Below are 25,127 nucleotides of genomic sequence, written 5' to 3'. Positions count from 1 at the left end.
GTAGCCCTTCAGTGCGGGTCGCCGGCGGTGACCGAACCGGCCAGCCAGCGGGCACCCTCGTCGTACAGCCGCTCGACCGCCGGTCCGGTCAGGCCCGGCAGCCCGTCCTTGACCGTGAACCCGGCCTCGGTCTGCAGGTAGCCGAGGTGGCGGTACCCGGCCGGGAAGCGGCCGAGCAGCCCGGGGTCGAGCACGAGCCGGGCGGCCGGGTCGACCGGGTCGAGCCGGTCCTTCTCGTAGATCGGCTGCCGTCGCACGATCTTCCACTCCCCCTCGTGTCGGGCGCAGAAGTCGTAGAACCGGCCGGTGCAGACGACGTCGACCTCGACACCGTCCACAGTGGCCCGCTGCCCGATCGTCATCTTCGTCTGCGCGATCGCCCGGTCGCCGCGGATCTCGGCGGTGTGCCCGCCGAGGAAGTGCAGGATGCTGACCCCGCGGTCGAACCCGGCCTTGCTGGCGGCGATGAACTCCTCGGCCGGCCCCTGGAACCAGGTCGCCGTCATCCAGCCGTCGACCGGGTGCCAGACGGTGGCGAAGCGCTCCCAGTCGCCGGAATCACGCCACAAGGCCCAGTTCTCGACGAGCTCTCGCACCGCGAGACGGTCTTCCATCACTTTCTCCTTGCTGGTCAGGGGATGAACGGCGCGAGGAACGCGCCGGCGGCGACGATCGCGACGGGCATGGGCTTCGACGAACCCGGCGTCGCCCTTCCCGGCGTTCAACGGGGTCCGCACGAAACTCGGTGCCACCACGTTCACCGTGACCCCGAGCGGGCCGAGTTCCCGGCACGCTTCCCGCGTCAGGCCGACGAGGCCGGCCTTCGACGCGGAGTACGAGCCGGTCGCACCGCCGCCGAGCCATACCCGCGAGCCGATGGACACCACCCGGCCGCCACCTTGGCGGCGCCACCGGGGGACGCAGTGCTTGATCAGCAGCGCCGGTCCGGTCAGGTTGACCTCGAGAGTGGCGCGCCAGGTCGCCGGGTCCAGCTCCTCGAGCGAGTGCCGCGGTTCGATCCCGGCGTTGTTGACGAGCGCGTCGATCCGGCCCCAGGTCGCCTCGACCTCGTCGAGCGCGGCGCGGACCGCGGCTTCGTCGGTGACGTCCGCGGTCACCCCGGTGGCGGATTCGCCGAGCCGTCCGGCGGCTTCCCGCGCGCCACGCCGATCGAGCAGGGCGACGCGGAAGCCGTCGGCCAGCAGCGCCGAGGCGATGGCCTGGCCCAGGCCGCCGGCTCCGCCGGTGACGATCGCGACGGGAGCGCTCATGCCGTCACCTCCTTCGCGAAGCCGGTGATCGCGCCGGCCAGCGCGGCCGGCATGGACAACATCGGCGAGTGGCTCGCCGCGAGCTCGCTCCACGAGCCGGTCCGGTTCGCCAGCTTGCGCTGGACGGCCGGGGTGCACGCCCGGTCCGCCGTGCAGACGACGAAGTGCGACGGGACGGCCCGCCAGGCCGCCCGGGACACCACGGCGGTCCGCGTGCTGACGTGTTCGGGGGTCAGCCGCCCGGCCGCGCGCGCCGCGTCGGCGGGGTCGCAGTCGTGGTAGAACGCGGCTCGCGCGGTCTCCGGGTCGATCACCAGGTGGTCATCGACCTCCCGGATGTCGTCGACGCCGGCCTCGGAACCGGCTTCGGCGTCGTTGACCGACGCGACCGACTCCCCCGGTTCGAGGCAGAACGCGCTGACGAACACCATGGCCCGGACGCCCGCGGCGTCGCCGGCCTCGGTCAGCACCGCGCCGCCGTAGGAGTGGCCGACGAGCACGACGTCTCCCGGCACTTCGGCGAGCACCCGGGTGAGGTGGGCGCAGTGCCCGGTGAAGGTCTCGTCCCCCGGAGCCCGGTCCCGGCCCGGGAACGTGACTCGCACACACGGGTGGCCGTCCGCTTCGAGGAGGGCCGCGACGCGGTCCCAGGCCCAGCCGCCGTGCCACATCCCCGGCACGAGCACGATCGTGGGTTTCACGCGACTGTCCTTTCCGGAATGTGGGTCGTGGTGGCCACCCGGGTACGGTCCCGGAGGCAGTAGGTCAGGCCGATGCCGAGCACGTAGGTGCCGGCGATGACCCAGACCGTGCCGCCGACGCCGAGCGGGCCGACGAGGCCGGCCACCGCCGGTCCGAGGAACTGGCTGACGCCCGCGCCGAGGTTGAGGATCGCGACGGCGCCGCCGACGTGCTGGGGCGCCAGCGAAGGCAGGATCGCCGACAGCGGGACGAACCCCGCGAGCGCGGCGCCGTAAACGACGGCGACCCCGAGGATCGCCCAGAAATTGGGGCCGACGAGGTGCGGCACGTGGTAGAGCGCGGGCACGCTGACCGCGCAGGCCAGCCCGCCGCACCAGGCCACGGTCCGCACCCGGCCGATGCGGTCGGCGACGTAGCCGAACACCACGTTGGCCAGGACGTTGACGAGGAGCATCGTGCCCCACACCGTCTGCCATTCCGCTGTGGACAGTCCGACGTCGCGGACCATGTAGGTGGTCAGGAAGACCACGAACGCGTAGAAGCCGAGGGTGTTGATCACCCGGACGATCCCGCCGATGCCGACCTTCGGGCGTTCGAAGACGATGGTCACCGCACCGAGGACCGCGCGAAGACCGCCGCCGCGCTCGGCCCGGCCGCGGGCCTTGACCAGCAGCGCGACCATGAGCCCGCCCACGCCGATGAAGGCCAGCGACGACGCCAGGGTGGCGAACTCGCCGATCAGCGGGATCACGAAACCCGCGTAGTAGGAGCCGAGCACGCCCAGGCCCAGCATGGCGAAGAACCAGTACCAGCCGACGGCCTTCCCCAGCACCGCCTGCGGCGTCTCCATCGCCACCCAGACCAGGAAGCCGTAGGAGAACAGCGGATACCCGAGGCCGCGGACGCCGAAGGTGACCACCATGAGCCCGAAGTCCCCGCGCGCCAGCGCGAGCAGGAACGCCACCTCGAACAGCACCCAGACCGCGAACCCGGTGAGCATCACGCGCTTGGGGCCGAACGTCTCCGCCAGCGCCCCCGCCAGCCAGGCCGCCACCGCGACGACGAGCCCGTAGACGCCCCACAGCAGTGAGACCTGCCCCGAGCCGAACCCGCGCTCGTCGAGGAAGGGCGAGAGGAAGCCGGACTCGATGCCGTCGCCGACCATGAACAGGGTCAGCGCGGCGAACCCCCAGCGGAGGTTCGGGACGATGCCCTGCCGGGCCCAGAACCCGCTCACCGGAGCGTCCACTCAGTGGCGAGACGAGCCCGTCCGGATGGTCGCACTTCGTTGTCGGTCAGCACCGCGAGAACCTCCTTGTTCCTCGTCTTCCGCGGTACCGATCCTCAGTTCCCGGCTGATCGGAAGCCAGTCATCGTTGCCACTCAGTGGCAATCCTCGTTACGCTGGCACCGTGGCCGGACGGACGAACAACCCCGGGCAGACCGTTTCCCAGCGGCTGCTCTCCGTCCTCGACTCCTTCGACGTCGCCCACCCGGCGCTCACGCTCACCGAAGTGGCCCGGCGCAGCGGGCTGTCCGTCTCGACCGCCCGCCGGCTGATCGGCGAACTCCGGGCGTGGGGCGGGTTGGAGCGCCTCGAGGACGGCCGCTACCGGATCGGGATCCGGCTGTGGACGATCGGCGCGCTCGCCCCGCGGCAGCGCGACCTGCGCGAAGCCGCGCTCCCCTACATGCACGACCTCTTCCAGGCCACCCAGGAGAACATCCAGCTGACCGTCCTGGACGGCACGGAAGCGCTGTGCATCGAGAAGATCTCCAGCACCAGGGCGGTCCCCACCCTGACGCACGTGGGCGGGCGGCTGCCGTTGCACGCCACCGGGGTCGGCAAGGCGATCCTGGCCTTCTCCGGCCGGGACCTGCTCGCCACCGTGGCCGCCGCCGGCCTGCCGCGGATGACCCCGAACACGATCACCCAGCCGGGCCGGCTCGCCGCGGCGCTGAAGGAGGTCCGGCGGACCGGGGCCGCTTACTCCTACGAGGAAATGACCCTGGGCGCGGTGTCCGTCGCCGCCCCGGTCCTGCGGCTGGACGGCCGGGTCCGGGCCGCGCTCGGCATCGTGGCCCACTCACGCGCCGCCGTGGACCGGCTCGCCCCGGCGGTGCGCACCGCCGCGCTGGGCATCGCGCGCGCGACGAACTGAGCCGGCGTCACCACCGGTCCCAGTGCAGGACCTCGTCGACCGGGACCCGGGCCGCCGGCCGGAAGTCCGTCCCGACGGTGTGCGCGACCGGGATCACCGCGGCCTGCATCACCGACTCGTGCGGAATGCCCAGCAACGCCGCGACTTCCCGTTCGACCGGCATGTTCCCCGTCGTCCATACCGTGCCGAGGCCGTGCAGGCGCGCGGCGAGCATGAAGCTCCACACCGCGGGCAGCAGCGAGCCCCACCGGCCCGCTTGACGATCCGCGCCGAGGCCGTCGGTGCGGCCCTCGACGCACGGCACCACCAACGCCGGCGCGCGGTGCAGGTTCTCCGCCAAGTGGCGCAGTCCGCTCCAGACCTTGTCCATCGAGCCGCCTTCACGCCAGGCGCGGCGCTGGTCGTCCAGTGACATCGGGGTGTCGCCCCGGCCGAGGCCGAGGCGCCAGAGCCGGGCCAGCTCGGCGCGGCGGTCCGGATCGGTGACCACGACGAAGTGCCAGCCCTGGCGGTTGCGTCCGGTGGGCGCCTGCAGGGCCAGTTCCACGCACCGGCGCAGGACGGCCGGGTCGACGGGCCGGTCGAAGTCGAGCCGGTGCCGCACCGCGCGGGTGGTGCTCAGCAGTTCTTCGGCCGTGAGAGCGAGCTTGTCCACGACACACCTCCGGTGGTTTCCGCGGCGGGCTTGCGCAAGCGGGCCGTGGCCATGGCCGCGAGCAGGAACACGACGGCCTCGTAGCCCATTGCCGCGTCCAGCGCCCCGGCGGTGTAGACGACCCCCGCCAGTGCGACGCCGAGTGTGCCGCCGAGTTGCTGCGCGGTGGGCAGCAACCCCGACACCGAACTGGCCACGGGCACCGGAACCCGGTTCAGGACCAGGGAAAACGCCGATGCCGTGAAGACGCCGAACGCGAAGCCGCCGGCCCCGAGCACCGCCCACAGGAGCGGCGCCGGCCCGGCCAGCGCCGGGATGAGCAGCAGCGACACCGCGGCCAGGCCGGCGGACGCGGCGGCGAGCGCCGCGGCGCCGAACCGGCGTGCCGCGGCTTCGGCGACCGCGCTGCCCAGCAGGGCGCCGATCGCGTACGGCGCGACGGTCAACGCCGTCACCAGCGGGTCGCGGTGCAGCGCGCCCTGCAGGTGCAAGGAAAGCAGCAGGCTCAACGACGGGATCCCGGCGTTGAAGAGGAACACCGCGCCGATGCCCCACCGGGTCCTCGACGCGGTCAGCGCTTCCGGCCGCACCAACGGGTAGCGCACTCGGCGTTGTGCCGCGGCGAAGGCGACGAGCAGGACCAGCCCGAGGGCCAGGCTCGCCCACGTCCAGGCCGGCCAGCCCGCGTCCTGGCCGAGGGTCAGCGGCAGCACGAGCAGGATCAGCCCGGTCAACGACAGCGCGGCCCCGGCCGGATCCACCCGGCTCGCGTCCACCGGGCCGCGCCCGCCGGGCAGGATCCGGACCAGGGCCAGCGACACGATCCCCACCGGCACGGGCAGGGCCAGTGCCAGCCGCCAGCCCAGCCCGAACGGGTCGAAGTGCAGCAGGACGCCGCAGCACAGCGGGCCGGCCAGCGACGCCACGGCCATCGTCGCCCCGTAGCGGCCCAGCACCCCGGCCCGCCGGTCCGCCGGCACCGCGGTCTGGATCAGCGACAGGATCTGCGGCGCGACCAGGCCGCTGCCCGCGCCCTGCACCAGCCGGGCGACCACGAGGGTTTCGACGTCCGGCGCGGCGGCCGCGGCCAGCGACGCCAGCGTGAACACGGCCGTGCCGATGACGAACACCCGCCGGTAGCCGAACCGGTCGCCGAGCCGGGCCGCGGTGATCAGCGCGCAGGCGTAGGTCAGCGTGTAGCCGACCAGCGCGAGCTGACCCGCGCCCGAGCCGGCGGCGAGGTCGTGGCGGATGCGCGGGACGGCGAGCTGCATCACGGTGACGCTCATCAGCTGGACGAACGTCCCCGACAGCAGCACGGCTTGCGCGGCGGGCCTCATGCCTGCTTCGCGATCCGGCCGAGGAGTTCGGCGAGCTCGGCGGGGCGGGTCAGGAACGGCGAGTGCCCGCCGGGCAGGGAACGCACCGCGAACGGGTGCTCCGGGGTCAGGCGGTCCGCTTCGGCGATCATCAGGTCCTGGGTGGCCGGCGGCAGCGCCAGGTCGTCGGTCAGCCGGACGTAGCTGCGCGGCACCCGGCCCCACCGCCCGGCTGTCACCGGATATGCCCCGGCGAGCGACGCCACCGGTTCGTCGGGGTGCAACGTCAGGCGCCAGCCCGGCCGGTCCGCGGGCCAGTCGGTCAGGAACGCCCGCCGGATCGCCTCGACCTCGGCGGGGTCGGGCGAGAGCGGGTTGATCCGGAAGGCGCCGAGGACGTCGGGGTCGCCGGTCCGGGGTGCGTGGGCGGCGCCGTCGTTGACCGGGTCCGTCACGTAGTCGCCGAAGCGCGGCCGTCCGGCGGGCACGAACGCCGACAGGTAGACGACGTGGTCGACCAGGCCGGGGTGCCGCTCGACCGCGGCCGAGGCCGGGCCGCCGCCCGCGCTGTGCGCGACGAGGACCACGCGGGCGAACCGGCGGCGCACCTCCGCGAGGTCGGCGATCAGGGCGTCGACGAGCACCTCGGTGGTCAGCCCGGCGAGCGCGGAGGGCTCGGTCGCCAGCCCGGGCTGTCCGGGCCGGAGGTACCCGGACGGCAGCGGCGCGGTCACGCCGTGCCCGGGGAGGTCGACGGCGACGCCGGTGATGCCTTGCGCGGCCAGTGCCCGCTGGGTGGCGGCCCAGTGCAGTGAGGAGTGCCAGGCACCGTGAACGAGCACGCAAGCGGTGGTTTCAGTCATGCCGTCCACCCCACCGCGCGGCGAGCGCGCTATCCACTTTCATAGCTGGATCACCCTCACGCGATATCCTGAACGTATGGAGTCCCGTCACCTCCGCTACGCCCTCGCGCTGGCCGAGCACCAGCACTTCGGCCGCGCGGCCGCGTCCCTCGGCATCGCCCAGCCGCCGCTGTCCACCCAGATCGCGGCCGTCGAACGCGAGGTCGGCGAGCGGCTGTTCGACCGCACGCCCCGCGGGGTGTTCCCGACCGCGGCCGGCACCGCGTTCCTGGCCCGGGCCCGGCGGGCGCTGGGCGAGATGGCGGCCGCCGCGGTCGAAGCCGGCCGCGCGGCCCGCGGCGAGACGGGGCAGCTGCGCATGGGCTTCATCGGCTCGGCCCTCCTCGACCCGCTGCCCGGCGTGCTGGGCCGGTTCCGCAAGGCCCGGCCGGACGTCCGGCTCGACCTGCGGGAGATGAACAGCCCGGACGGGACGGCCGCACTGGTCGCGGGCGAACTCGACGTCGCGGTCGGCCGCGGCACCCCGCGCGGCGCGCGCGTGGACGGCCTGGTGACCGTCCCCATCGGCGCCGACCACCTGGTCGCCGTTGTCGGCACCGCCCACCCCTTCGCCGGCCGCGCGGAGATCCGGCTCGAGCAGCTCGCGGCCGAGCGCCTGATCATGTCGGCGCCCGCGCAGGAACCCGCCGTGGCCGCGCGCCTGCGTGACCTGTTCGGCGCCGGGGCGGCCGCGCTGGACGCCGCCACGGTGTCCCGGGACGTCCACACGATCATCGGCCTGGCGGCGTGCGACGTCGGCGTCGGCCTCGGCCCCGCCCGGATGCGGCTGGTCACCCGCAAGGACGTCTGGTTCTGCGACATCGCCCCGCACGTCCGCCTCCCGGACCTGCAGCTGTCCTTCCGCGCGGCCGACGACTCCCCGGTGCTCGCGGCGTTCCTGGACGTCGTCCGCGCCAACTGCGCCGAAGTCGGCACCCGCCTCGACGACGTCCTCGCCCGCCGCGAAGCCCGGTCGGTCAAGCGGTAGTCACCTGGTGTGGACGCGCTCCCGGCTCTTGCCGGCGACCGGCGTCTCGGCGTCCGCGCGGATGAACAGCAACAGGAACACGCCCAGCAGCGGACCGGCGGCCAGGGCCGCGAGTGCGAGGAACAGCGAGCCGGTGGCGCCGAACACCGCGCCCACGGCGATCGGCGCGAAGACACCGCCGAGCTGCCACGCGGTGTTGGCGAAGCCGAACGCGCCGCCGACGAACCGGGGATCCGCGTACTGCGGCACCGTCGAGTTCGTCAGCACCGTGTAGCCGTAGACGCCGAGCCCGAGGAAGGGCGCGAGCACGAGCATCACCGAGTAGTCCCGGACAAGCCCGAACACAACCAGGATGACCACGAAGTACCCGCTGAGCACCATCAGGTGCGCCTTGCGGGTGCCGCGCAGGCGGTCGGAAAGGAACCCGACCAGCGGTTTGACCCCGATGGCCGTGGTGCTGACGACGACCATCACCAGCGCGGCCTTCGCGGCCGACAGGCCGAGCGCCTTGACCATCAGCGAGTTGCCCCAGGCCAGGAACCCCAGCGTGGCCCACTGCATCCCCAGGCCCGCCGCCGCGAGGGCGAGCAGGTTCCGGTTCCTGACCATCGCCCGCAGCCCGAGCCGCTCCCCCGGTGCCGGCGGCTCCACCGCGGGTTCGACGGGGGACGGCGGGTCGTTGCGCAGGAACGTCCAGCACACCACGCCGACGACGACCGTCAGCACGCCGAGGACGTAGTAGACGCCGTTCCAGTGCAGCTGCGCCAGCAGCGCCGGGATGGACGCGTTGGCGATCACGCTGCCCAGCGCGGTCGAGGTGATGTACAGGCCGAAAGCGGTGCCGCGCTCGGCGGGCGGGAACCACCGGCTGATCAGCTTGGTGAACGACGCGACGTCCGCGCCGCTGACCAGGCCGATGACGATCTGGAGCGCGATCCCCACCCCGACGTTCGTCACGGTGCCGAACGCGACCGTGAGGATTCCCGCTGCCACCAGGGAAATCCCGGCCGCCATGCGGCCGCCGATCAGGTCCGCGACGATCCCGCCGGGGATGTTGCTGACGACGTAGCCGATGGACAACGCCGTGGCGAAGATCCCGAGCTGCGCCACGGAAAGCCCGAGCGAGTGCGAGGCGTCGACGGCGACGACCGCCCACGCGGTGCGGTTGATGTAGATGAGGGTGAACGCCAGCCAGCAGATGGCCAGGATCACCCAGCGGTAGCGGGAACGCGTGATACCCATGAGGGACCTCCTTGTCCGGGGCGGGATCGGTCAGCGCAGCAGGCCCCACTCGCGGAGCTGGGCCGCGTTGTGGTGCAAGGTCGCGCGAGGTGAACGGTCGAGGCTCATGTCCTCCACGGACACCCAGCCGCGGTAGCCGTGCCGGTCGAGCAGGCCGAGAACGTGCGGGACGTCGACTTCGCCGTCTTCCAGCGGTGTCCACCCCGGCTGCCACCCGCCACCCGGCGAGCGGAAGTGCGCGGCGTTCTTCAGGTGCACGTGCCCGAGGTGAGCACCGAGCAGGTCGAGGGCGACTTCGTGGGCCTCGAAGCCTTCGAAGACGAGATTGCCGAGGTCGTAGATGACGCCGACGTGCACCGGGTCGAACCGGGAGACGACCCGGTGCGCCAGTGCGGCGCTGGAGCAGATGGTGTTGTGGTGGATCTCCAGCAGTGCCCGGATTCCGGCTTCCCGCGCGGCCGCCTCGACGTCCGCGAAGAACGTGACCGTCTCCTCGTACAGCCGCGAATACGGCTTGCCGGTGCGGGAAATCCTCGGCGCCTGGAGCCGGATCTGCGGCGCACCCGCCGCGGTGGCCAGTTCGCAGGCCAGGCGCAGCGTTTCGGCGTCGCCGGCTTCGATGTACGGCGCCAGTCCCACGACTTCCAGCCCGGCGGCGCGGGTTTTCCGCGCGACGTCGGCGGCTGCCTGCACGTCGAGCGGCAGCGTGGCCCGGTGGTCCACCAGGAACGGGTGCGCGGGTTTCCCGTCCGGGATGCTGCCGGGGCGTGGCTCGACCCGCCACTCGACCCCGCCGAACCCGGCCGCGGCGATTTCGGCGATCGCCTCGCCGAAATCCAGGGTGGGCAAGGAGATCGTCGCGACGCTGAACCTCATCGCGGTGCCGCGTGCTCGACGGCGAGCGGGGTCCGCGGCAGCGGAGCGAGCTGGGCTCCGCCGCAGACGTGCAGGACCTCCCCCGTGATGAAGGACGCGGCCGGCGACGCGAGGAAGGCGACGGCGTTCGCCACATCGCGCGGTTCGGCCATGCGCGGCAACGGGGTGATCGCCCGGTACTGCTCCTTCAGCCGGCTCATCTGCGCTTCGTCACGGTCGTAGGTCGTGAAGTCGGATTCGATGAAGCTGGGCGCGACGGCGTTCGCCGTGACGTTGTACCTGGCCAGCTCGGTCGCGAACGACCGGGTCATGCCGACGATGCCGGCTTTCATCGTGGTGTAGGCGACCGGACCGCCGGAAACCCAGTTCCGCGAAGCGATGTTGACGACGGTGCCGCCCTGCTGCGCCTTGAAGAAGCCGAGCACGCGGCTGACCAGGATCGCCGGCGCGCGCAGGTTGACGTCGCTCATCAGGTCCCACGCGTCCGCGGTGAGCTCGGACAGCGTCGAGCGGCGGTTCACCGCGGCGTTGTTGACGACGACGTCGATGCGGCCGAACCGGTCGCCCACCTCGCTCACCAGCGCTTCGATCGCGTCGACCGAGCCGAGGTCTACCGCGACGGGATGGGACGGTGCGGCGAACCGGGCGCGGAAGCCGGCGACGGCCGCCGCCGCCGCGTCCGCGTTGACATCGGCCACCACCACGGCGACGCCGTCTTCGAGGAGACGGCCGGCGATGGCACTGCCCAGTTTCCCCGCGCCTCCGGTGACGATGGCGACGCGCTGTGGCTTGGTCATGTGTCCCTTTCTTTTCGGGTCAGTGCGTCCAGCCGGCGATCGCGGACACGACCTCGGCGGGGTGTTCGTGATGGGTCCAGTGGCCGCCCGGCAGCACCCGGATGTCCGCGGCGGGAAGGACTTCCCGCGCCAGGCGGGCCCGGTCCTCGTTCCGGTAGAAGGCGAGCACCGGTACCGGGAAGCCGGCGAAGAAGGCAGCCGTCTGCGTCCGGAAGTGCAACGCCTCGGGCGCGAAGGCGAACTCGGTGAACAGTTCGCGGATCGCTTCCGGCGTGGCCGAAACCGGCCTGCCGGGGAGCGGACTCGGCCCGGACCTCGCGAAGTGCTCGGCCGCGACCGTGACGGGGTCTTCGGTGCGCAGCCGCCCGGCCATCGCCTCGACCCGCGCGCGGTCGTCGTCGGGAAGACCGAAAGCCGGATCCACGACCACGAGTCCCGCGACCAGTTCCGGCTCCCGGCGGGCGAGGAAGGCGGCGACCTCGCTGCCCGCGGAGTGCCCGACGAGCACCACACGGGCGAGACCCAGGCGTTCGATCACCGCGTGGACGTCGGCCGCGACCTGCGGAAGACGCATCCCGCCACCCGGTGGGGAGGCGCCGTGCCCTGGCAGGTCGACGGCGACGACCGGGGCGATGGCGCACAGCCCCTCGAGGACGGGAGCCCAGTCCGCCCGCGAGCGCGCCCAGCCGTGGACGAGCACGAAGGAGAACGACGCGGGCCCACCGGGAAATCGTTCGAAAGCCAGCTCGGCGGTCATGCGGTCCTCCTGAGAGCGTCGTCGCTGCTCAGATCGTCATGTCCCGCGCGGTATTTGACAAATGCCCATCACTGGCCGTCCCCATGCCTCTGGGGCATACCATCGGCTCATGCTTGAGTTGCGTCAGCTCGACTACTTCCGCGCGGTGGCCGAGTTCGGCTCGATCTCCCGCGCCGCGGCGGCCCTGCACCTCACCCAGCCCACGCTGAGCCGGCAGATCGCCCAGCTGGAGAAGGACCTCGGGCACCGGCTCCTGCGACGCACGCCTCGCGGCACCGAACTGACCGTCGCCGGGGAGGGCCTGCGAACCCACCTGTCGTCGATCTTCGAGCTCGTCGACCGCGTCCCGGAGGTCCTCCAGGCCGCTTCGGCCGGTGGGCACCTCGTGCACCTCGGGGTGCCGTCCGGGGTCCCCCACGGCTGGATCGAGGAGTACCTGGCGGCGGTCGCCGCCGAGGCACCGGAAATCCGGTTCGCCATCGTCGAGGCCACCAGCGAGGAACAGCGCCGCATGCTCAACAACGGCCTGCTCGACCTGAGCCTGATGCACACCGAACCACCCGAACTGCACGCCGAACCGCTGTTCCGCCAACGCCTCGGCTGCGTTTTCCGCGCGGACGTCCTCCCGGCGGGCCGGACCGAAATCGACGTCACCGACCTCGCCGGCCTGCGCGTGATGGCGCACTCCTCCAAGGGCGAGGAGATCAGCCTGCGCACCGCCGCGGCCGCCAGCGGCACCGAAGTAGGCTGGCTGTTCCGCGCGTTCTCCGAACACAGCGAGCTGATCGCCAAGAGCTCCCACGTCGACGCGGTCCTCATCGGCAGCGCTTCGGCCCGGAAGTGGTTCCCCGGCTGGACTTGGCTCCCGCTCACCGCGCACCGCCCCGAACACTGGATGCGCACCTGGGCCGCCTGGGCGAACACGGACATGAAGTACGGCGCCGTGCTCTTGCGGTGCCTGCGGGACACCGCGCGGGACCACCGAACGGACCCGACCTACGCGTCCACCGCCGGGTGACCAGGTCGCGGAACCGCTCGAGCCTTCGGGAGGACCTTCCGCGCGGAAATGGGGACTTATGCCCCTCCGCGGCGGGCGCCCGCGGCCGAAAAGGTGCACCTGCCCGGGTTGATCGACAACGTCTGGAAAGAGGCCGATCCCGTTGCGGAACGCACATCCGATGAGCACTGTGCTGCTGTGGCTGGTCGGCGGCTCGCTGCTGGCCGCCGGACCGATCTTGGTGCTGCGCGGCCGGCAGGGCCGGACACAGCTGAAGTCCGAACTCGCGCAGCAGCGGATCAGTTTTCCCGGACGTGACGCGCTCCCGGAGCCGCTCGGCGAGTTCGCGGAACTGCCGGTGGACAGCGGAGCACGCGCGAAAGCGTACTCCGACCTGATCAAGTCCAACGTCCGGCGCGCCACCCGCGGACGCACCTACGCCGAGCTTTCCCAGGCCCTGCACGACGCCGGTGGCGCCGACGAGAACCTCGTCAAGCTGCGCGAGACCGCGTTCGCCGGCGAAACACTGCGTGCCTCCCTGCTGGGCGCCTACCAGGCGGCGCGCCTACCAGGCGGCGCGCCTCACGACACTCGTGGTCGGGCTCGGAGCGCTGCTCACCGGACTGGGCGCCGCTCTGCTCGCCGTGGCGCGGGGACACCGGCCGGGGCGGGCGCACTCGTGACCGGGCCCGGCCACCCGGCGATCGTCCAGGGCGGCATGGGAGTCGCGGTGTCGAGCTGGCGGCTGGCCAGGACCGTCGCCGAAGCGGGGCAGCTCGGCGTCGTCTCCGGTGTCGCGCTCGACGCGCTGCTGGCCCGTACCCTCCAGCGCGGCGACCCCGGCGGTCACCTCCGCCGCGCGCTCGCGCACTTTCCCGAGCCCGGCCTCGTCGAGCGGATCCTCCACCGGTACTTCGTCCCGGGCGGGATCGAGCCCGGCCGGCCGTTCCGCGGGGTGGCCCGGCTCGGCCTCCCCGCGCGTCCGGCCGCCACCGCGTTGACCGTCGTGGGCAACTTCGCCGAAGTGTTCCTCGCCAAGGAAGGACACACCGGACCGGTCGGGATCAACTACCTCGAGAAGATCCAGCTCGCCACCCCGGCCGCCGCGTACGGCGCCATGCTCGCCGGAGTGGACTACGTACTGGTGGGCGCGGGCATCCCGACCGAACTCCCCGGTCTGCTCGACGCTCTCGCCGAGCCCGCGCCGGTCGACTTCCCCGTCGCCGTCGCCGGTTCGGACCAACGGCACACCCTCCACTTCGACCCCTCCGCACTGCTGCCCGCCGCCGGGCCGCTGCGCAGGCCGAAGCTGCTGGCCATCATCTCTTCGGCGGTCCTGGCGACCAGGCTCAGCCGCGACCCGCGAACCCGCCCGGACGGATTCGTGCTGGAGACCCCGGTCGCCGGCGGGCACAGCGCGCCGCCCCGCGGCCGGCTGCAGCTGTCCGGCAGCGGGGAGCCGGTGTACGGCCCGCGCGACGACATCGAGGTGGCCAAGGTGGCGGCGACAGGGCTGCCGTTCTGGCTCGCCGGCGGGTTCGCGAGCCCAGCCGGCCTGGCCGCCGCCCAGGCAGCCGGCGCGGCCGGCATCCAGGTCGGCACCGCGTTCGCGCTCTCCGCCGAGTCCGGCATCGCCCCGGAACTCAAGCGGCAGCTGCTCGACCGCGCCACCGACGGCACCCTCGAGGTGCACAACGACCCGCACGCCTCACCGGCCGGGTTTCCGTTCAAGCTCGCCCGGCTTCCCGGAACCCTCGCCGACGAGCAGACCTACGCGGCCCGGCCCCGGCTGTGCGACCTCGGATACCTGCGCACGCCGTACCACACCCCGCAGGGCCGGATCGGCTACCGCTGCCCCGCCGAGCCGGTCGCCGACTACGTCGCCAAACATGGGGCGGCCGAGGACACGATCGGCCGCCGCTGCCTGTGCAACGGACTGGTCGCGACCGTCGGACTCGGCCAAAACCGCCGCGACGGATACCAGGAGACGCCGCTGATCACCCTCGGCCAAGACCTCGAGTTCCTGCCCCACCTGCTACCGCCGGGGGCAACCGGCTACTCCGCGACGGACGTCCTCGGCTACCTGCTCTCCGGCGGGTAGCGGCGACCTGCACGAGGCACCCGGCCGAGCCGACGCCGACATCGATGAGGAGGTCGCGGCATGAATCGCGAGCACGACGACAGTCCCGGGCGGACGCTCGACCGGCGCCGGGTCCTGGGACTGCTCGGGCTCGGGGCCGGCACCCTCGCCGTGGCCGGAGCCGGCGGCCTGACCTGGCGCGCGGTGGACAGCGGGGTCTACGCGACCGCGCGCGGGTCGGCCTACGCGGCATGGAACGAGTGGAACCCACCGGAGGCAAGCGTGCTCAACCTGGTGCGCGCCGCCGTCCTGGCGGCGAACGCCCACAACACCCAACCGTGGCTGTTCCGCGTCGAGCCGGACCGGATCGACCTCTACGCCGACATGACCCGCGGCATCGGCACCATGGACCCGCTGCACCGCGAGCTGGACGTGTCACTGGGCTGCGCCCTCGAGAACCTCGTGCTCGCCGGCCCACCCAACGAACTGGCCCCGGCCGTCACGCTGCTGCCCGACCCCGCACGCCCCGAGCTCATCGCCCGGATCGGCCTGATCCACGCAGCCCGCTCGCAATCGTCGCTGTTCGCCGCGATCGGGAAGCGGCACACCGACCGCGGCGCCTACGACACCGGCCGGCCCCTGTCCCCGGAAACCCGGGAAGCGATCACCGGCCTGCTCGACCCCGACACCACGCCGGACACCGTCCGGCTCGCGTGGCTCACCGGGGCGGACGGGCACACGTTCGGCGATCTCACGGTGCGGGCGACCGAGGCGATCAACGCCGACGCGCACCAAGCGGCCGACGACTTCGCCTGGTACCGGACCAGCCGGCAGAAAATCCAGTCCACAAAGGACGGAGTCACGATCGACGCTTCAGGCCGGCCGCCGCTGATCCGCGCCGCCGCCAAGCTGCTGGGCACCTCCCGGCAGCAGAACGCCGACGGGTGGCTTCGCGCGACCCGCGACAGCCAGGTCGCCACCGCCGCGGCGTTCGGGATTCTGGTGGCACGCGACGCCCGCGACCGGGTGCAGCGCCTCCAGGTGGGCCGAAGCTGGCAGCGCATGCACCTGTGGGCCACCGGCGAAGGACTGGCCGTGCAGCCACTGAACCAGGTACTCGAACGCATGGACCGGGAGAGCACCGCCGGGCTGCCTCCGCGGTTCACCGACGCGACAGCCGCCTTGCTGCCGTCCGGATGGCACCCCGTGATGGCGTTCCGGATCGGCTATCCCACCGGCGACGCGCTGCCCAGCCCTCGCCGCCCCGCCGAAGACGTTCGGCTTCGCTGACGAGGAAGGGCGTCATGACTCGTACATCGTGGACCTGGTGGACGACCGCGCTGACCGCCGTGTCGGCCCTGTTCTACGTCTGGATCGGCCTCGGCGGGTACGGCCTCGACCGGACGCTGGGGCTGGCCGGCGCGGGGCTCGTGCTCACCGCCCTGGTCGTCGCGCGGCGATCCCGGCTCATCGCCACAGCCCTGCTCGTTCTCGGCACGGCGCCGCTGGCCATCGTCGCGTGGTGGAGCATCGCGGCACCCGTTGTCGGGCTGGTGATCCTGCTGCTCGGCTGGCCGGCCATCCGCGCCCTGGGCGCACGAGCTTGAGGAGAAGGCCGCCCGTCGCGACCGGGAGTCGCGGCGCCGGGGTGGTCGATCGACGGTTGCCACGGCCACGACGTCGCCGTATCGCTTGTGCAGCCCGGCCACCGCACCGCGGCAAACGCACACGTGGCTGACGGGCGTGCGCGGCGGCCCGCACGATCATCAGCGCGGTGAGCCCGCGCCGGACCGGCTCAGCTGTCGTCGTCTGGGTCGCTCTCGGACGCGGCCGGTGATTTCGCGAGGCGGGCGTGCAGCCGATCACGAACCTCGTCCGGGGTGTAGGCCCGCCAGACCCACTGCCTTCCACCAGCGCACCGGTCTAGGCTACTGCCCTGCCGGGCACCCAGCTCGATCTCGACGAAGCCGCCGCCGTGACGCGCACCGGAGACCTGTGGCTGTTCCGCGGGAAGTCCGCGGCCGACCGGACCATCCGGGTCGTCACCAACAGCCCGGTCAACCACGCCGGCATGGCCGTGGTGATCGAAGACCTCCCGCCGCTGCTGTGGCACGCGGAGCTGGGCCGTTCGCTGCCGGACGTCTGGTCCGGCCGCCACCAGCGGGGCGCGCAGCTGCACGACCTGCGCGGGGCCGTCCGGGTGTGGGCCGAGAAGTACCACCAGCGGGTTTGGCTGCGCCAGCTCGAAAACCCCGTCACCGAGGAGCTGGAAGACACCGTCCTGCGCACCACCGCCCGGCTCGACGGCACGCCGTTCCCGTCGACCACCCAGCTCGCCGCCCGCCGGCTGCGCGGTCGCCTGCCACTCCGGAAACGGCGCCCCGGCGACGCCGGCCGGTTCTGGAGCGGCGACCACCTCGACCTCGATGCGACGAAAGTCCTTTGATCCGGCGTCCTCCGCCCCTTAAATCGGCGCTTCGCCGACGACACCATCGGAAGCCCGCCGAAAGATCGGCTCGCGGACGGACCGGACCGACGAAGACCGACCGGGAGTCGTGCAGCGAGCCGGGCATCCGCCGACGTGAACTCGTCGGCCCGGCCCGCCGGGTGAACCTGCCCGTCGTCGGCGTTGGCGCGGGCGGCCGGAGAACTCCGGCCGCCATCGGTTCATCCGAGGAGGGAAAAGATGGCTACTCGCTCAGCCCGGCTGCTTCCGCTGTGCGCGTTCGTCGCGCTCGGTCTGGTGTCCGTGTCCGATCCACCTGTCGCTCAGGCCGCGCAGGCGCCCACCTACACCGCTGTCGACCTGGGCCCCTTGTCGGCCGGCGAGCGGACCGACGCCCACGCGGCGAACGACGCCGGCGTGATCGTCGGCGAGTCGGGCACCAGACCGGTCCGGTGGAACCGCGCGGGCGGCGTGACCGCGCTCCCCACGCTCGCCGGCTACCCGGACGGAGGCGCGGTCGACGTCAACGAGTCGGGTGAGATCGCGGGATACGTCTCCCAGTCCTCCGCCGCCCGGCCCGTGCGGTGGGATCGCGCCGGCCACGTGCAGGCGCTCGCGCTACCCGGCGACGCGGCTTCCGGGTACACCGTCTCGATCAACGCACGCGGTTCGGTCTTGGGCAGCTTCATCCGGCCCGATTACCGCTGGCGATCGGTGCGGTGGGACCCGGCCGGGCGGCCGGTCGAGCTGGCGGCACTGGCCGCCGGCGGCGACACCACGGCATATTCGATGAACGACCGGGACGAGGTCGTCGGGATCGCCGCGGACGAGACCGGCGTGCAGTTCGCCGTGCGGTGGGACCGAGCCGGGCGGATCAGCAAGCTGCCGGCCCCGAACACCGCCACCGGACCCGCCATCGACAACCGCGGTGACATCCTCGACGGCATGGTCGTGTGGGACCGCTGGGGCCAGGTGACGAACCTCTCCACCGAGCCGGATCTCGGGTCGCCGCACACCGCGACGATCAACGACCACGGCTTGGTGGTCGGGTGGGCCTGGACCGCCGACGGAGAGCAGAAATGCGTTCGGTGGGACCGTGCCGGACAGGCGACCGTGCTGAACCCGCTGCCACCCGACACCACGAGCTCGTGCTCCGACATCGACGATCGCGGGACCGTGGTCGGCTATTCCTTCGCCGAAGGCACCATGCGGCCCGCCTACTGGGACACCCGCGCGCACCCGTTGCCGTCCCCCGCCGGCCTTCGAGCCTGGGAGGCGCAGCACATCACCGGCACCGGCGGGATCATCCTCGGTCTCGGCTACGACCCCGGCCAGGCCACCTTCCGCGGCATCGCTTGGCAGCGGCGATAGGCCCTGGTGAGCTCGGCAACCCTGTGAAACCTCGGCAGCCGGCCGCCCGGATACCCGGCATCGGCGGTATCCGGACGGCCGGCTGTGTTCAGCTGTGCCTTCGCCCCTCCCGGGAAGAACGGACCGGGGTGTCACCGGCGTGAAGGATCTGCCAGGTGACGACCGTGCCGCCCGCCGGACGCGCGGCCAGGGTGAGCGAATCACCGAGCCCGGTGGTGAGATCGGCCGGGTCCACCGCGTCGCTGTCCGGCGACGCGAAGGTGCCGTCGTCTTCGACCTGGGCGAACAGACACCCCAGGCCGGGTTCCGGCCGCAGATCGACGGTCACCGTCACGTGGCGGACCCCGGACCGGCGCGACACCCCCGCCAGCGCCGTGTCGAGTACCGCCATCAGCCGGTCACGCACCGGCCCGCGCAGCGCGGTGTCGAGCCGGCTGTCGAGCCGTGAGGTCATCGCGACGTCCAGGGTTTCGGCGGCCGCGTCGAGGAGATCCTGGATACGCCGGTGCAGCGCGCGCTCGCGCACGGGATCGGCGTGAATGGCGAACACCGCCGAGTTCAGCTGCTGGATGACCTCGTCCACCGCCCGCACGGCGTCGCCCACCCGGCGCGCGGCGGCTTCGCGCTGAATGATCTTGAGCGCGGCGGTCAGCCCGGTGGCGATCGTCGAGAGCCGGCCGACGACGGCGGTGTTGAGCTCGCCCGCGATGCGCTCCCGGTCGTCCAGCACCGACAGGAGCACGGCGTCCCGGCGCCGCTCCGCCAGTTCCAGGACGATCGCGGCCTGCGCGGCGAACAGCTCCAGCGACCGGACGACGCTGGTCGGGGTGATCGAATGGCCCGGAACGTTGACCACGGCCAGCACCCCGCGCACGGCGTCCGGTGGCCCGAGCGGCACCCCCAGCGCGGCCCCGACGGCCACCTCGGGCCCGAGACCCGCATCGCGTGCGGCCGGCGAGGCGTCCTCGCTGATCACGGAGCGGCCGGTCCGGAAGACCCGCACGCTCAGTGGCTCCGGCTCCGGTCCGGCGGCGCCGGCCAACGGCAGCCGCAGTGAGCGATAGGCGTCGGCCTGCGCTCCCGCCGAGGCAGCGACGACGAGGTGTTCGCGGCTGTCGTCGGGCACCAGGACGAGCGTCTGGTCGACCCCGGCGATGGAGCGCGCCCGGCTCGCGATCAGCTCCAGCACGTCTTCGGTCGGCGCGTCGGCCAGCACCGCGGCGGTGATGCCGGCGGCCGCGGCCAGCTGCTCGTTGGCCTGGTGCAGTTCCTCACTGCGGGCGAAGACCTCCGCCTGCATCGCCTGCCGCTCGCCCGCCCCGGCATCGTTCGACGGCAGCCGTTCCAGGAAGTGGGTCACCTCTTCCACGCGGTGCAGGATCCACCGGACCGAACCGTCCTCGTCGAGCACGGGGCCGTTCACCGTGCTCCAGAACCGCTGTTCGACCACCCCGGGCTGCCCGGCCACGGCCACGTCGTAGCGCTGCAGCGGCATGACGTGCCGCTGCCCCGTCGCCAGGACGCGCTCCAGCGACGCGCGCAGGGTCCGGGCCCCGCGGGGGTCGTCGGGGTTGTCGGGGAAGGCGGTGAACACGTCCTGCCCGACCAGCTCCTCGCGACCGCGACCGGAGACTTCCAGGTAGGCGTCGTTCACGGCGAGGAAAGCCAGGTCCGGGGACAACACGGCCATCGGGGACGGGCCCGCCAGAAACACGGCGGTGAAGTCCACGCTCTGCTCCATCACGCCTCGTTCCTCCACCGGGCAGGCCGTCTGCATGTTTAGCACCACCGGAGCGACCGACGCACTTCCGGCTGCCTGCTCGTCCACGCCCGCGACCCCGGCCGACACTGGTGCCCGTCGTTCCGAGAACGCTGCCGTGCCGTGAAGGACTTTGTGCCGTCGAAGGCCGTGACTTCCAGCCCTGCTCGGCCCGGTCGCCGACCGGGCAGGGTGGGGAACGGCCGACGGCGGGAGGCGACGATGCGGTTCCGGGACCGGCGGGAAGCCGGCCAAACCCTGGCAGCGCGGCTGCACTACCTACGCGGGCACGAACCGATCGTCCTCGGCCTGCCCCGCGGCGGCGTCGCCGTCGCCCGCGAGGTCGCCGACGCCCTGCACGCCCCGCTCGACGCACTGCTGGTCCACAAACTCATCGCGCCACGCCGCCCGCACCTCGTCATCGGCGCGGCCGGCGAGCCAGACGTCATCGTCAGCAACCCGAACACCATCCGGGCACTCAAGGTCACCCCAGCCGAATTCGGCCGGGTCGCCAGATCGGCGAAAGCCGAACTCGCCCGGCGCACCACCCGCTACCACCCGGACGCCCCGCCACTGCCGGTCGCCGGCCGGACCGTCGTCCTGGTCGACGACGCCATCACGACCGGCGCCACCACCCGGGCCGCGATCCGAGTGCTGCGGGCCAGAGAAGCCGGCCGGATCATCCTCGCCGTGCCGGTCGCACCCCTCGAGATCCTGGGGGCGCTCGCCACCGGCGTCGACCAGACCCTCTGCCCGGTCCCGCTGCGGCGCAAGGGCTCTGTCGGCGACTGGTACACCGACTTCGACCAGCTCGACGACACCGAGGTCCTCGAACTGCTGGCACGGGAGCCGGCCGGGGCCGCAACGACCCGGCCCTGAGGCGAGTCCGGTGATGATTCGAGAAGGGAGCACAAGTGTCCGACAAAGAGCACGCACGGACGGCGAACCGGTCCCGCTCGGCGAAAGACGCCGTCAGGCGGTTCAACAAACGCGTCCTCAACCCGGTGATGCTGCGGCTGGCCGGACGCAAGCACTGGTACGCCTCGGCGATCGAGCACACCGGGCGCCGCTCGGGCCGCCGGTACACCACCCCGATCGTCGCCGCCCGCACCCCGGACGGCGGCTTCATCGTTCCCCTGCCCTACGGCACCGAAGTCGACTGGCTGCGCAACGTCCTCACCGCGGGAACGGCCACCGTCCGGTCCCGGGGTGTCACGTACCAGGTCACCGACCCGCGGATCGTCGACACCGACGCCGCGTTCGCCCAGATAGCGCCGAAGTACGCCCGGGCGTGGCGCCGGTTCGGCATCAGCCGCTACCTGAAGCTCTCGATCAGCCAGGACGAGTGACATGGTCCGCAGCCACCGGCGGATGTGGGCCGTGCTCGCCGCGCCGGCCGCAGGAGACGGACGACGGCACCGAGCAGTTCGGCGGAGGCGGTGCTGACCCAGCTGCTCGGCGGCCCCGCCGCCACCGACGCTTTCGAGGGCGTCGTCACCGTCCGGGTGATCGAGGACCTGTACGCCTTCACGTGGACCTACCGCGACGAACCGCTCCTGAGCCACCTCGGCCGCTACCACGACTGACACACCCGAGGAGAACGACGATGAGCGACACCATCACCCGGCGGATCCCGCCCCAACGCCTGATCACCGCCGTGAACCCCCTGGTACGGGCCATCGCGGGCTCGAGCCTGCACCGCCTGCTCGACGCGAGCGTGCTGGTCCTGCACCTCACGGGCCGGCGCACCGGGCGGCAGTACGACATCCCGGTCGGTTTCGCCGACCTCGGGGACGCCCTGCTGGTCGTCACCCAGCACCGGTGGCGGGCCAACCTGCGGGACGCCACCGAGGTGACGGTCACCCACCGGGGGCGCACCCGGAAGATGCGCGCCCGGCTCGAGGAGGAACCGTCCACAGTGGCCGGCCGGCTGGGCGAGGCGATCGTGCGGCTCGGCCGCACGGACGCGCAACGCCGCTTCGGCCTGACCCTGCCGGACCACCGTGACCCGGACCCCGCCGAGCTCGAGGCGGCCGTCCGCGAGTTCTCGCTGGCGACGATCACCCTGCGAGACGACGGTTGAGCCACAGTCGGCCCTCAGGAGATCTTGCAGACGGCGTACCAGGTGCGTCTCCCCAGCCGCTGGACAGCCAGCGCGAGGTGCTCGGCCCGGCGGTACAGCTCCCGCAGCCGCATCTCCCGGCGGAGGTCCGGCTCGGTCTCCAGACCCGCGATCGCCCGCCGGTACGCGTGCTCCGCGGCGTCCACGGCGGTCAGGGCCTGGTCGGCGATGCCCGCTGCCTCACCGTGCGGCAGGACGTCGAGTGCCTGGTGCAGCAGGTCGAACGCGGTGACCACGGTGAGCACCATGGCACGCAGGTGATCGTCCGGCGGAGTGCGGGACAGGTCGGATTCGCGGACGAGCATGTACGCCGCCTCGGCGATCTCCCCGAGCCGCTCGGCCAGTTCGAACACGTCCTCGGCCTCGATCGGCGTGCTGAACGCGTCCCGCACCGCCACGAGCACCTCCCGGCGCTCGGCCGACTGGACCAGCAGCGGCGTGTGCAGCTCCCCGCCGGTCGGCAGGCCGCGAGCCCAGCCCGCCAGCGCGGTCAGCACGTCGCCGACCGTGTCGGCCTGGTCGCGCAGCAGCCCGAGCACGTCCGGGTTGTGCGGCAGGAACCACGTCTTGGGCAGCCTCATGCCCACCACCTCCACAACGGGAGCGCGGCGGCCCCCAGCACGGCGCACGCCGGCAGGGTGACCAGCCACGCGGAACAGATTTCCCCCACGACGGACCACCGCACGTGGTGGGCGCGGCGGCTCGCGCCGGTGCCGACCACCGACGCGGCGACGACGTGGGTCGTGCTGACCGGGGCCCCGGCCGCCGCGGCGGCGAGGATCACCGCGGCCGAGCTGCCCTGGCTCGCCAGCCCGTCGACCGGGCGCATCCGGTAGATGCCGCGGCCGACGGTCCGGACGACCCGCCAGCCCCCGAAAGCGGTTCCGAACGTCAGGGCCGCCGCCGCGGCGAGCTTCACCCACAGCGGTACGGCGAACGCGCCGAGGTGCCCGGTCGCCACCAGCAGCAGCGTGATGACGCCCATGGACTTCTGGGCGTCGTTCGCGCCGTGGCTGAACGCGAGTGCCCCGGCCGTCAGCCACTCCGCGCGCCGGACCACGACGTCGACCCGGCGGCGCGCGCGACGCAGCGTTCGCCGCACGAGCAGGTCGGCTGCCGCACCGAGACCCGCGCCGAGGATCGGCGACAGCGCCAGCCCGGCCAGGACGCCGAGCACACCGGACACGTGCAAGCCGTCGACGCCGCCCCATCGCACCCCGGAGAACCCGGCCGCCCCGACGAGGCCGCCGACCAGCGCGTGCGACGAGCTGGACGGCAGCCCGCGCCACCAGGTGAGCAGGTTCCACCCGATACCCGCCGTGACGGCCGCGCCGACCGCGGGCAGCACCTCGGCGGCCGGCAGCCGGACCACGCCGCCGACCGTGTCGGCGACCGTGGTCCCGGCCAGCAGGGGGCCCGCGACGTGGCAGGCGGCCGCGAGCAGCAGGGCCGCGCCGGGAGTGGCCGCGCGGGTCGCGACCAGCGCGGCCACCGAGTTCGCCGAGTCGTGGAAGCCGTTGGTGAAGTCGAAGACCAGGGTGATCGCGATCGCCGCGACCAAGAGGGCCGCGGCGGGCACGCCTCAGCCCGTCCGGGTCCGGTGCCGCGTCCGGTCGAGGTGGGCGTAACCGGGGTTCGGCCCGGGCTGCGCGGTCATCCCTTCCGCTCCGGGCGGACGACGAGCACCGGGCACGCGGCGTGCTGCACCAGTGCCTGGCTCGTCGAGCCGAGCAGCATGCCGGTGAACCCGCCCCGGCCGCGGCTGCCGACGACGACCAGCTGCGCCTCGGCGGCGGCGTCGAGCAGTGCGTGCCGCGGCCGGCCCTGCACGAGCACTCGCCGGACCTCCACGTCCGGGTACTTCTCCTGCCAGCCCGCGAGCCGCTGGCCGAGCAGCCGTTCCGCGTCCGCGACAAGGGTGTCCGGCTGGGTGAGGATCCGGGCGGTGCCGCGGGTGTCCTCGTAAGTGACGTCGTTCCAGGCGTGCAGGGCGGCCAGCGGCGCGCCGCGCAGCGAGGCTTCTTCGAACGCGACGGCCAGTGCCTGCTCGCTGTTCGCGCTGCCGTCGACGCCGACGACGACCGGCCCCGAGCCGGGGACGACCGTGGCGCCTTCGCGACCGCGGACCACCGCGACGGGGCAGTGCGCGTGGGCGGCGACCGTGGCGGCCGTGCCGCCGATCAGCATCCCGGTGAACCCGCCGGCGCCGGTCCGGCCGACGACGAGCATCCGGGCGTGCCGGGATTCCTCGAGCAGCATCGGCACCGGCGGCTCGTTCGGCAGGCCGCTGGTGACGACGAGGTTCTCGTCGATCGAGGCGGCGACCGCGCGGGCGTCGGCGACGATCTTCTCGCCGTCGGCCACCAACGCGTCGAACAGCGCTTCGGCGCCGGCACCGGGCAGACCGCCGCCGTAGTAGAGGCCGGAGAGCTGGAGCCCGTGCACGATCCTGAGTTCGAGGTGCCGGAGCGAGGCGATCTTCGCCGCCCACGCGACGGCGGCGGTACTGCCCGCCGACCCGTCCACGCCGACGGTGATCCTGGGGTCGATGGCGGTCATCGTGTCCGCTCCTCCTTCGCGTAGGTGCTGTCGGCCGACTCACTCGCCAACCTAGGAAGGCGAGACCCCGGTCACCACCGGCGTCGGTCACCGGTCGCGGGGACTTACGTCCCCCGCGCGAT

The 25,127-nt window shown here is 72.9% G+C and carries 26 protein-coding genes; 12 read left to right on the top strand and 14 right to left on the bottom strand.

Features of this window, described 5'->3' with window-relative positions; translation table 11 throughout:
* Positions 1–8: 8 nt before the first annotated feature.
* The 3 genes from H4696_RS05155 to H4696_RS05145 are packed head-to-tail and all read right to left on the bottom strand — an operon-like array spanning position 9 to position 3,210.
* The gene (locus H4696_RS05155; RefSeq protein WP_086865045.1) at positions 9–1,271 is read right to left on the bottom strand and encodes an SDR family NAD(P)-dependent oxidoreductase; all 1,263 of its coding nucleotides are present in this window, start codon (positions 1,269–1,271) and stop codon (positions 9–11) included.
* Positions 1,268–1,972 carry an alpha/beta fold hydrolase gene (locus H4696_RS05150; RefSeq protein WP_086865044.1) on the bottom strand — a complete coding sequence of 235 codons (705 nt, stop codon included), beginning with the start codon at positions 1,970–1,972 and terminating at the stop codon, positions 1,268–1,270. The genes H4696_RS05155 and H4696_RS05150 overlap by 4 nt, the downstream gene beginning before the upstream one ends.
* Positions 1,969–3,210 (bottom strand): MFS transporter, encoded by a 1,242-nt coding sequence (locus H4696_RS05145; protein ID WP_249027258.1) that lies wholly within the window; start codon positions 3,208–3,210, stop codon positions 1,969–1,971. The genes H4696_RS05150 and H4696_RS05145 overlap by 4 nt, the downstream gene beginning before the upstream one ends.
* A 175-nt stretch (positions 3,211–3,385) precedes the next feature.
* On the opposite strand from H4696_RS05145, the gene H4696_RS05140 reads away from it, so the two are divergent.
* A complete protein-coding gene (locus tag H4696_RS05140) occupies positions 3,386–4,135 on the top strand; it encodes an IclR family transcriptional regulator (RefSeq protein WP_086865042.1) in 750 nt (249 codons plus the stop codon).
* A gap of 7 nt (positions 4,136–4,142) precedes the next feature.
* Here the strand turns inward: H4696_RS05140 and H4696_RS05135 are convergent, their stop codons facing one another.
* The 3 genes from H4696_RS05135 to H4696_RS05125 are packed head-to-tail and all read right to left on the bottom strand — an operon-like array spanning position 4,143 to position 6,972.
* On the bottom strand, positions 4,143–4,790 hold the full coding sequence (locus H4696_RS05135; RefSeq protein ID WP_086865041.1) for a nitroreductase family protein: 648 nt from the start codon (positions 4,788–4,790) through the stop codon (positions 4,143–4,145).
* Positions 4,754–6,130: an MFS transporter gene (locus H4696_RS05130; protein WP_086865040.1), complete on the bottom strand. Its 1,377-nt coding sequence runs from the start codon at positions 6,128–6,130 to the stop codon at positions 4,754–4,756. Before H4696_RS05130 ends, H4696_RS05135 begins: the two co-directional genes overlap by 37 nt.
* Positions 6,127–6,972, bottom strand: coding sequence for an alpha/beta fold hydrolase (locus H4696_RS05125; RefSeq protein ID WP_086865048.1), 846 nt, complete (start codon positions 6,970–6,972; stop codon positions 6,127–6,129). The genes H4696_RS05130 and H4696_RS05125 overlap by 4 nt, the downstream gene beginning before the upstream one ends.
* Before the next feature lie 76 nt (positions 6,973–7,048).
* Here H4696_RS05125 and H4696_RS05120 point away from each other — a divergent pair, with 76 nt between their 5' ends.
* Positions 7,049–7,999 (top strand): LysR family transcriptional regulator, encoded by a 951-nt coding sequence (locus H4696_RS05120; protein WP_086865039.1) that lies wholly within the window; start codon positions 7,049–7,051, stop codon positions 7,997–7,999.
* On the opposite strand, the gene H4696_RS05115 is transcribed toward H4696_RS05120, so the two are convergent.
* The 4 genes from H4696_RS05115 to H4696_RS05100 are packed head-to-tail and all read right to left on the bottom strand — an operon-like array spanning position 8,000 to position 11,671.
* Positions 8,000–9,241: an MFS transporter gene (locus tag H4696_RS05115; RefSeq protein ID WP_086865038.1), complete on the bottom strand. Its 1,242-nt coding sequence runs from the start codon at positions 9,239–9,241 to the stop codon at positions 8,000–8,002.
* A gap of 30 nt (positions 9,242–9,271) precedes the next feature.
* A complete protein-coding gene (locus tag H4696_RS05110) occupies positions 9,272–10,117 on the bottom strand; it encodes a sugar phosphate isomerase/epimerase family protein (protein ID WP_192782083.1) in 846 nt (281 codons plus the stop codon).
* Positions 10,114–10,914, bottom strand: coding sequence for an SDR family NAD(P)-dependent oxidoreductase (locus H4696_RS05105; RefSeq protein ID WP_086864177.1), 801 nt, complete (start codon positions 10,912–10,914; stop codon positions 10,114–10,116). The genes H4696_RS05110 and H4696_RS05105 overlap by 4 nt, the downstream gene beginning before the upstream one ends.
* A gap of 19 nt (positions 10,915–10,933) precedes the next feature.
* On the bottom strand, positions 10,934–11,671 hold the full coding sequence (locus H4696_RS05100; RefSeq protein WP_086864178.1) for an alpha/beta fold hydrolase: 738 nt from the start codon (positions 11,669–11,671) through the stop codon (positions 10,934–10,936).
* A gap of 109 nt (positions 11,672–11,780) precedes the next feature.
* On the opposite strand from H4696_RS05100, the gene H4696_RS05095 reads away from it, so the two are divergent.
* From H4696_RS05095 to H4696_RS05070, 6 genes are all read left to right on the top strand, one after another.
* Positions 11,781–12,689, top strand: coding sequence for a LysR family transcriptional regulator (locus H4696_RS05095; RefSeq protein WP_158104411.1), 909 nt, complete (start codon positions 11,781–11,783; stop codon positions 12,687–12,689).
* Positions 12,690–12,849: 160 nt separating this feature from the next.
* Positions 12,850–14,769, top strand: coding sequence for a nitronate monooxygenase (locus H4696_RS05090; RefSeq protein ID WP_225955590.1), 1,920 nt, complete (start codon positions 12,850–12,852; stop codon positions 14,767–14,769).
* Positions 14,770–14,829: 60 nt separating this feature from the next.
* Entirely contained in the window at positions 14,830–16,038 is a 1,209-nt protein-coding gene (locus tag H4696_RS05085; RefSeq protein WP_086861112.1) for an Acg family FMN-binding oxidoreductase, read from the top strand.
* A 14-nt stretch (positions 16,039–16,052) separates the two neighbouring features.
* Complete coding sequence (locus H4696_RS05080) at positions 16,053–16,355, top strand: hypothetical protein (protein WP_086861114.1); 303 nt, start codon at positions 16,053–16,055, stop codon at positions 16,353–16,355.
* Between the two features lie 368 nt (positions 16,356–16,723).
* Positions 16,724–17,194: a hypothetical protein gene (locus H4696_RS05075; protein WP_249027025.1), complete on the top strand. Its 471-nt coding sequence runs from the start codon at positions 16,724–16,726 to the stop codon at positions 17,192–17,194.
* Positions 17,195–17,434: 240 nt separating this feature from the next.
* Positions 17,435–18,565, top strand: a complete 1,131-nt coding sequence (locus tag H4696_RS05070; protein WP_225955589.1) for a hypothetical protein — start codon at positions 17,435–17,437, stop codon at positions 18,563–18,565.
* An 88-nt stretch (positions 18,566–18,653) separates the two neighbouring features.
* Here the strand turns inward: H4696_RS05070 and H4696_RS05065 are convergent, their stop codons facing one another.
* Entirely contained in the window at positions 18,654–20,306 is a 1,653-nt protein-coding gene (locus H4696_RS05065) for a PAS domain-containing protein (RefSeq protein ID WP_158104323.1), read from the bottom strand.
* A 240-nt stretch (positions 20,307–20,546) separates the two neighbouring features.
* Here H4696_RS05065 and H4696_RS05060 point away from each other — a divergent pair, with 240 nt between their 5' ends.
* The 4 genes from H4696_RS05060 to H4696_RS05045 all read left to right on the top strand — a co-directional run bounded on the left by H4696_RS05060 (position 20,547) and on the right by H4696_RS05045 (position 22,407).
* Positions 20,547–21,203, top strand: coding sequence for a phosphoribosyltransferase (locus H4696_RS05060; RefSeq protein ID WP_192782082.1), 657 nt, complete (start codon positions 20,547–20,549; stop codon positions 21,201–21,203).
* Between the two features lie 35 nt (positions 21,204–21,238).
* Entirely contained in the window at positions 21,239–21,673 is a 435-nt protein-coding gene (locus H4696_RS05055) for a nitroreductase family deazaflavin-dependent oxidoreductase (RefSeq protein WP_249026988.1), read from the top strand.
* A gap of 90 nt (positions 21,674–21,763) precedes the next feature.
* Entirely contained in the window at positions 21,764–21,910 is a 147-nt protein-coding gene (locus tag H4696_RS05050; protein ID WP_158104301.1) for a hypothetical protein, read from the top strand.
* A 20-nt stretch (positions 21,911–21,930) separates the two neighbouring features.
* Positions 21,931–22,407 carry a nitroreductase/quinone reductase family protein gene (locus H4696_RS05045; RefSeq protein WP_086859757.1) on the top strand — a complete coding sequence of 159 codons (477 nt, stop codon included), beginning with the start codon at positions 21,931–21,933 and terminating at the stop codon, positions 22,405–22,407.
* A 14-nt stretch (positions 22,408–22,421) separates the two neighbouring features.
* Here H4696_RS05045 and H4696_RS05040 read toward each other — a convergent pair whose 3' ends face one another.
* From H4696_RS05040 to H4696_RS05030, 3 genes are all read right to left on the bottom strand, one after another.
* On the bottom strand, positions 22,422–23,027 hold the full coding sequence (locus H4696_RS05040; protein ID WP_086859755.1) for a hypothetical protein: 606 nt from the start codon (positions 23,025–23,027) through the stop codon (positions 22,422–22,424).
* A complete protein-coding gene (locus H4696_RS05035; protein WP_211299673.1) occupies positions 23,024–24,025 on the bottom strand; it encodes an inorganic phosphate transporter in 1,002 nt (333 codons plus the stop codon). Before H4696_RS05035 ends, H4696_RS05040 begins: the two co-directional genes overlap by 4 nt.
* A gap of 74 nt (positions 24,026–24,099) precedes the next feature.
* Positions 24,100–25,005 (bottom strand): universal stress protein, encoded by a 906-nt coding sequence (locus H4696_RS05030; RefSeq protein WP_086859753.1) that lies wholly within the window; start codon positions 25,003–25,005, stop codon positions 24,100–24,102.
* Positions 25,006–25,127: the final 122 nt, after the last annotated feature.

This window comes from Amycolatopsis lexingtonensis, from assembly GCF_014873755.1.
Classification (GTDB): domain Bacteria; phylum Actinomycetota; class Actinomycetes; order Mycobacteriales; family Pseudonocardiaceae; genus Amycolatopsis; species Amycolatopsis lexingtonensis.
This window is presented reverse-complemented; position numbering and strand designations above follow the sequence as displayed.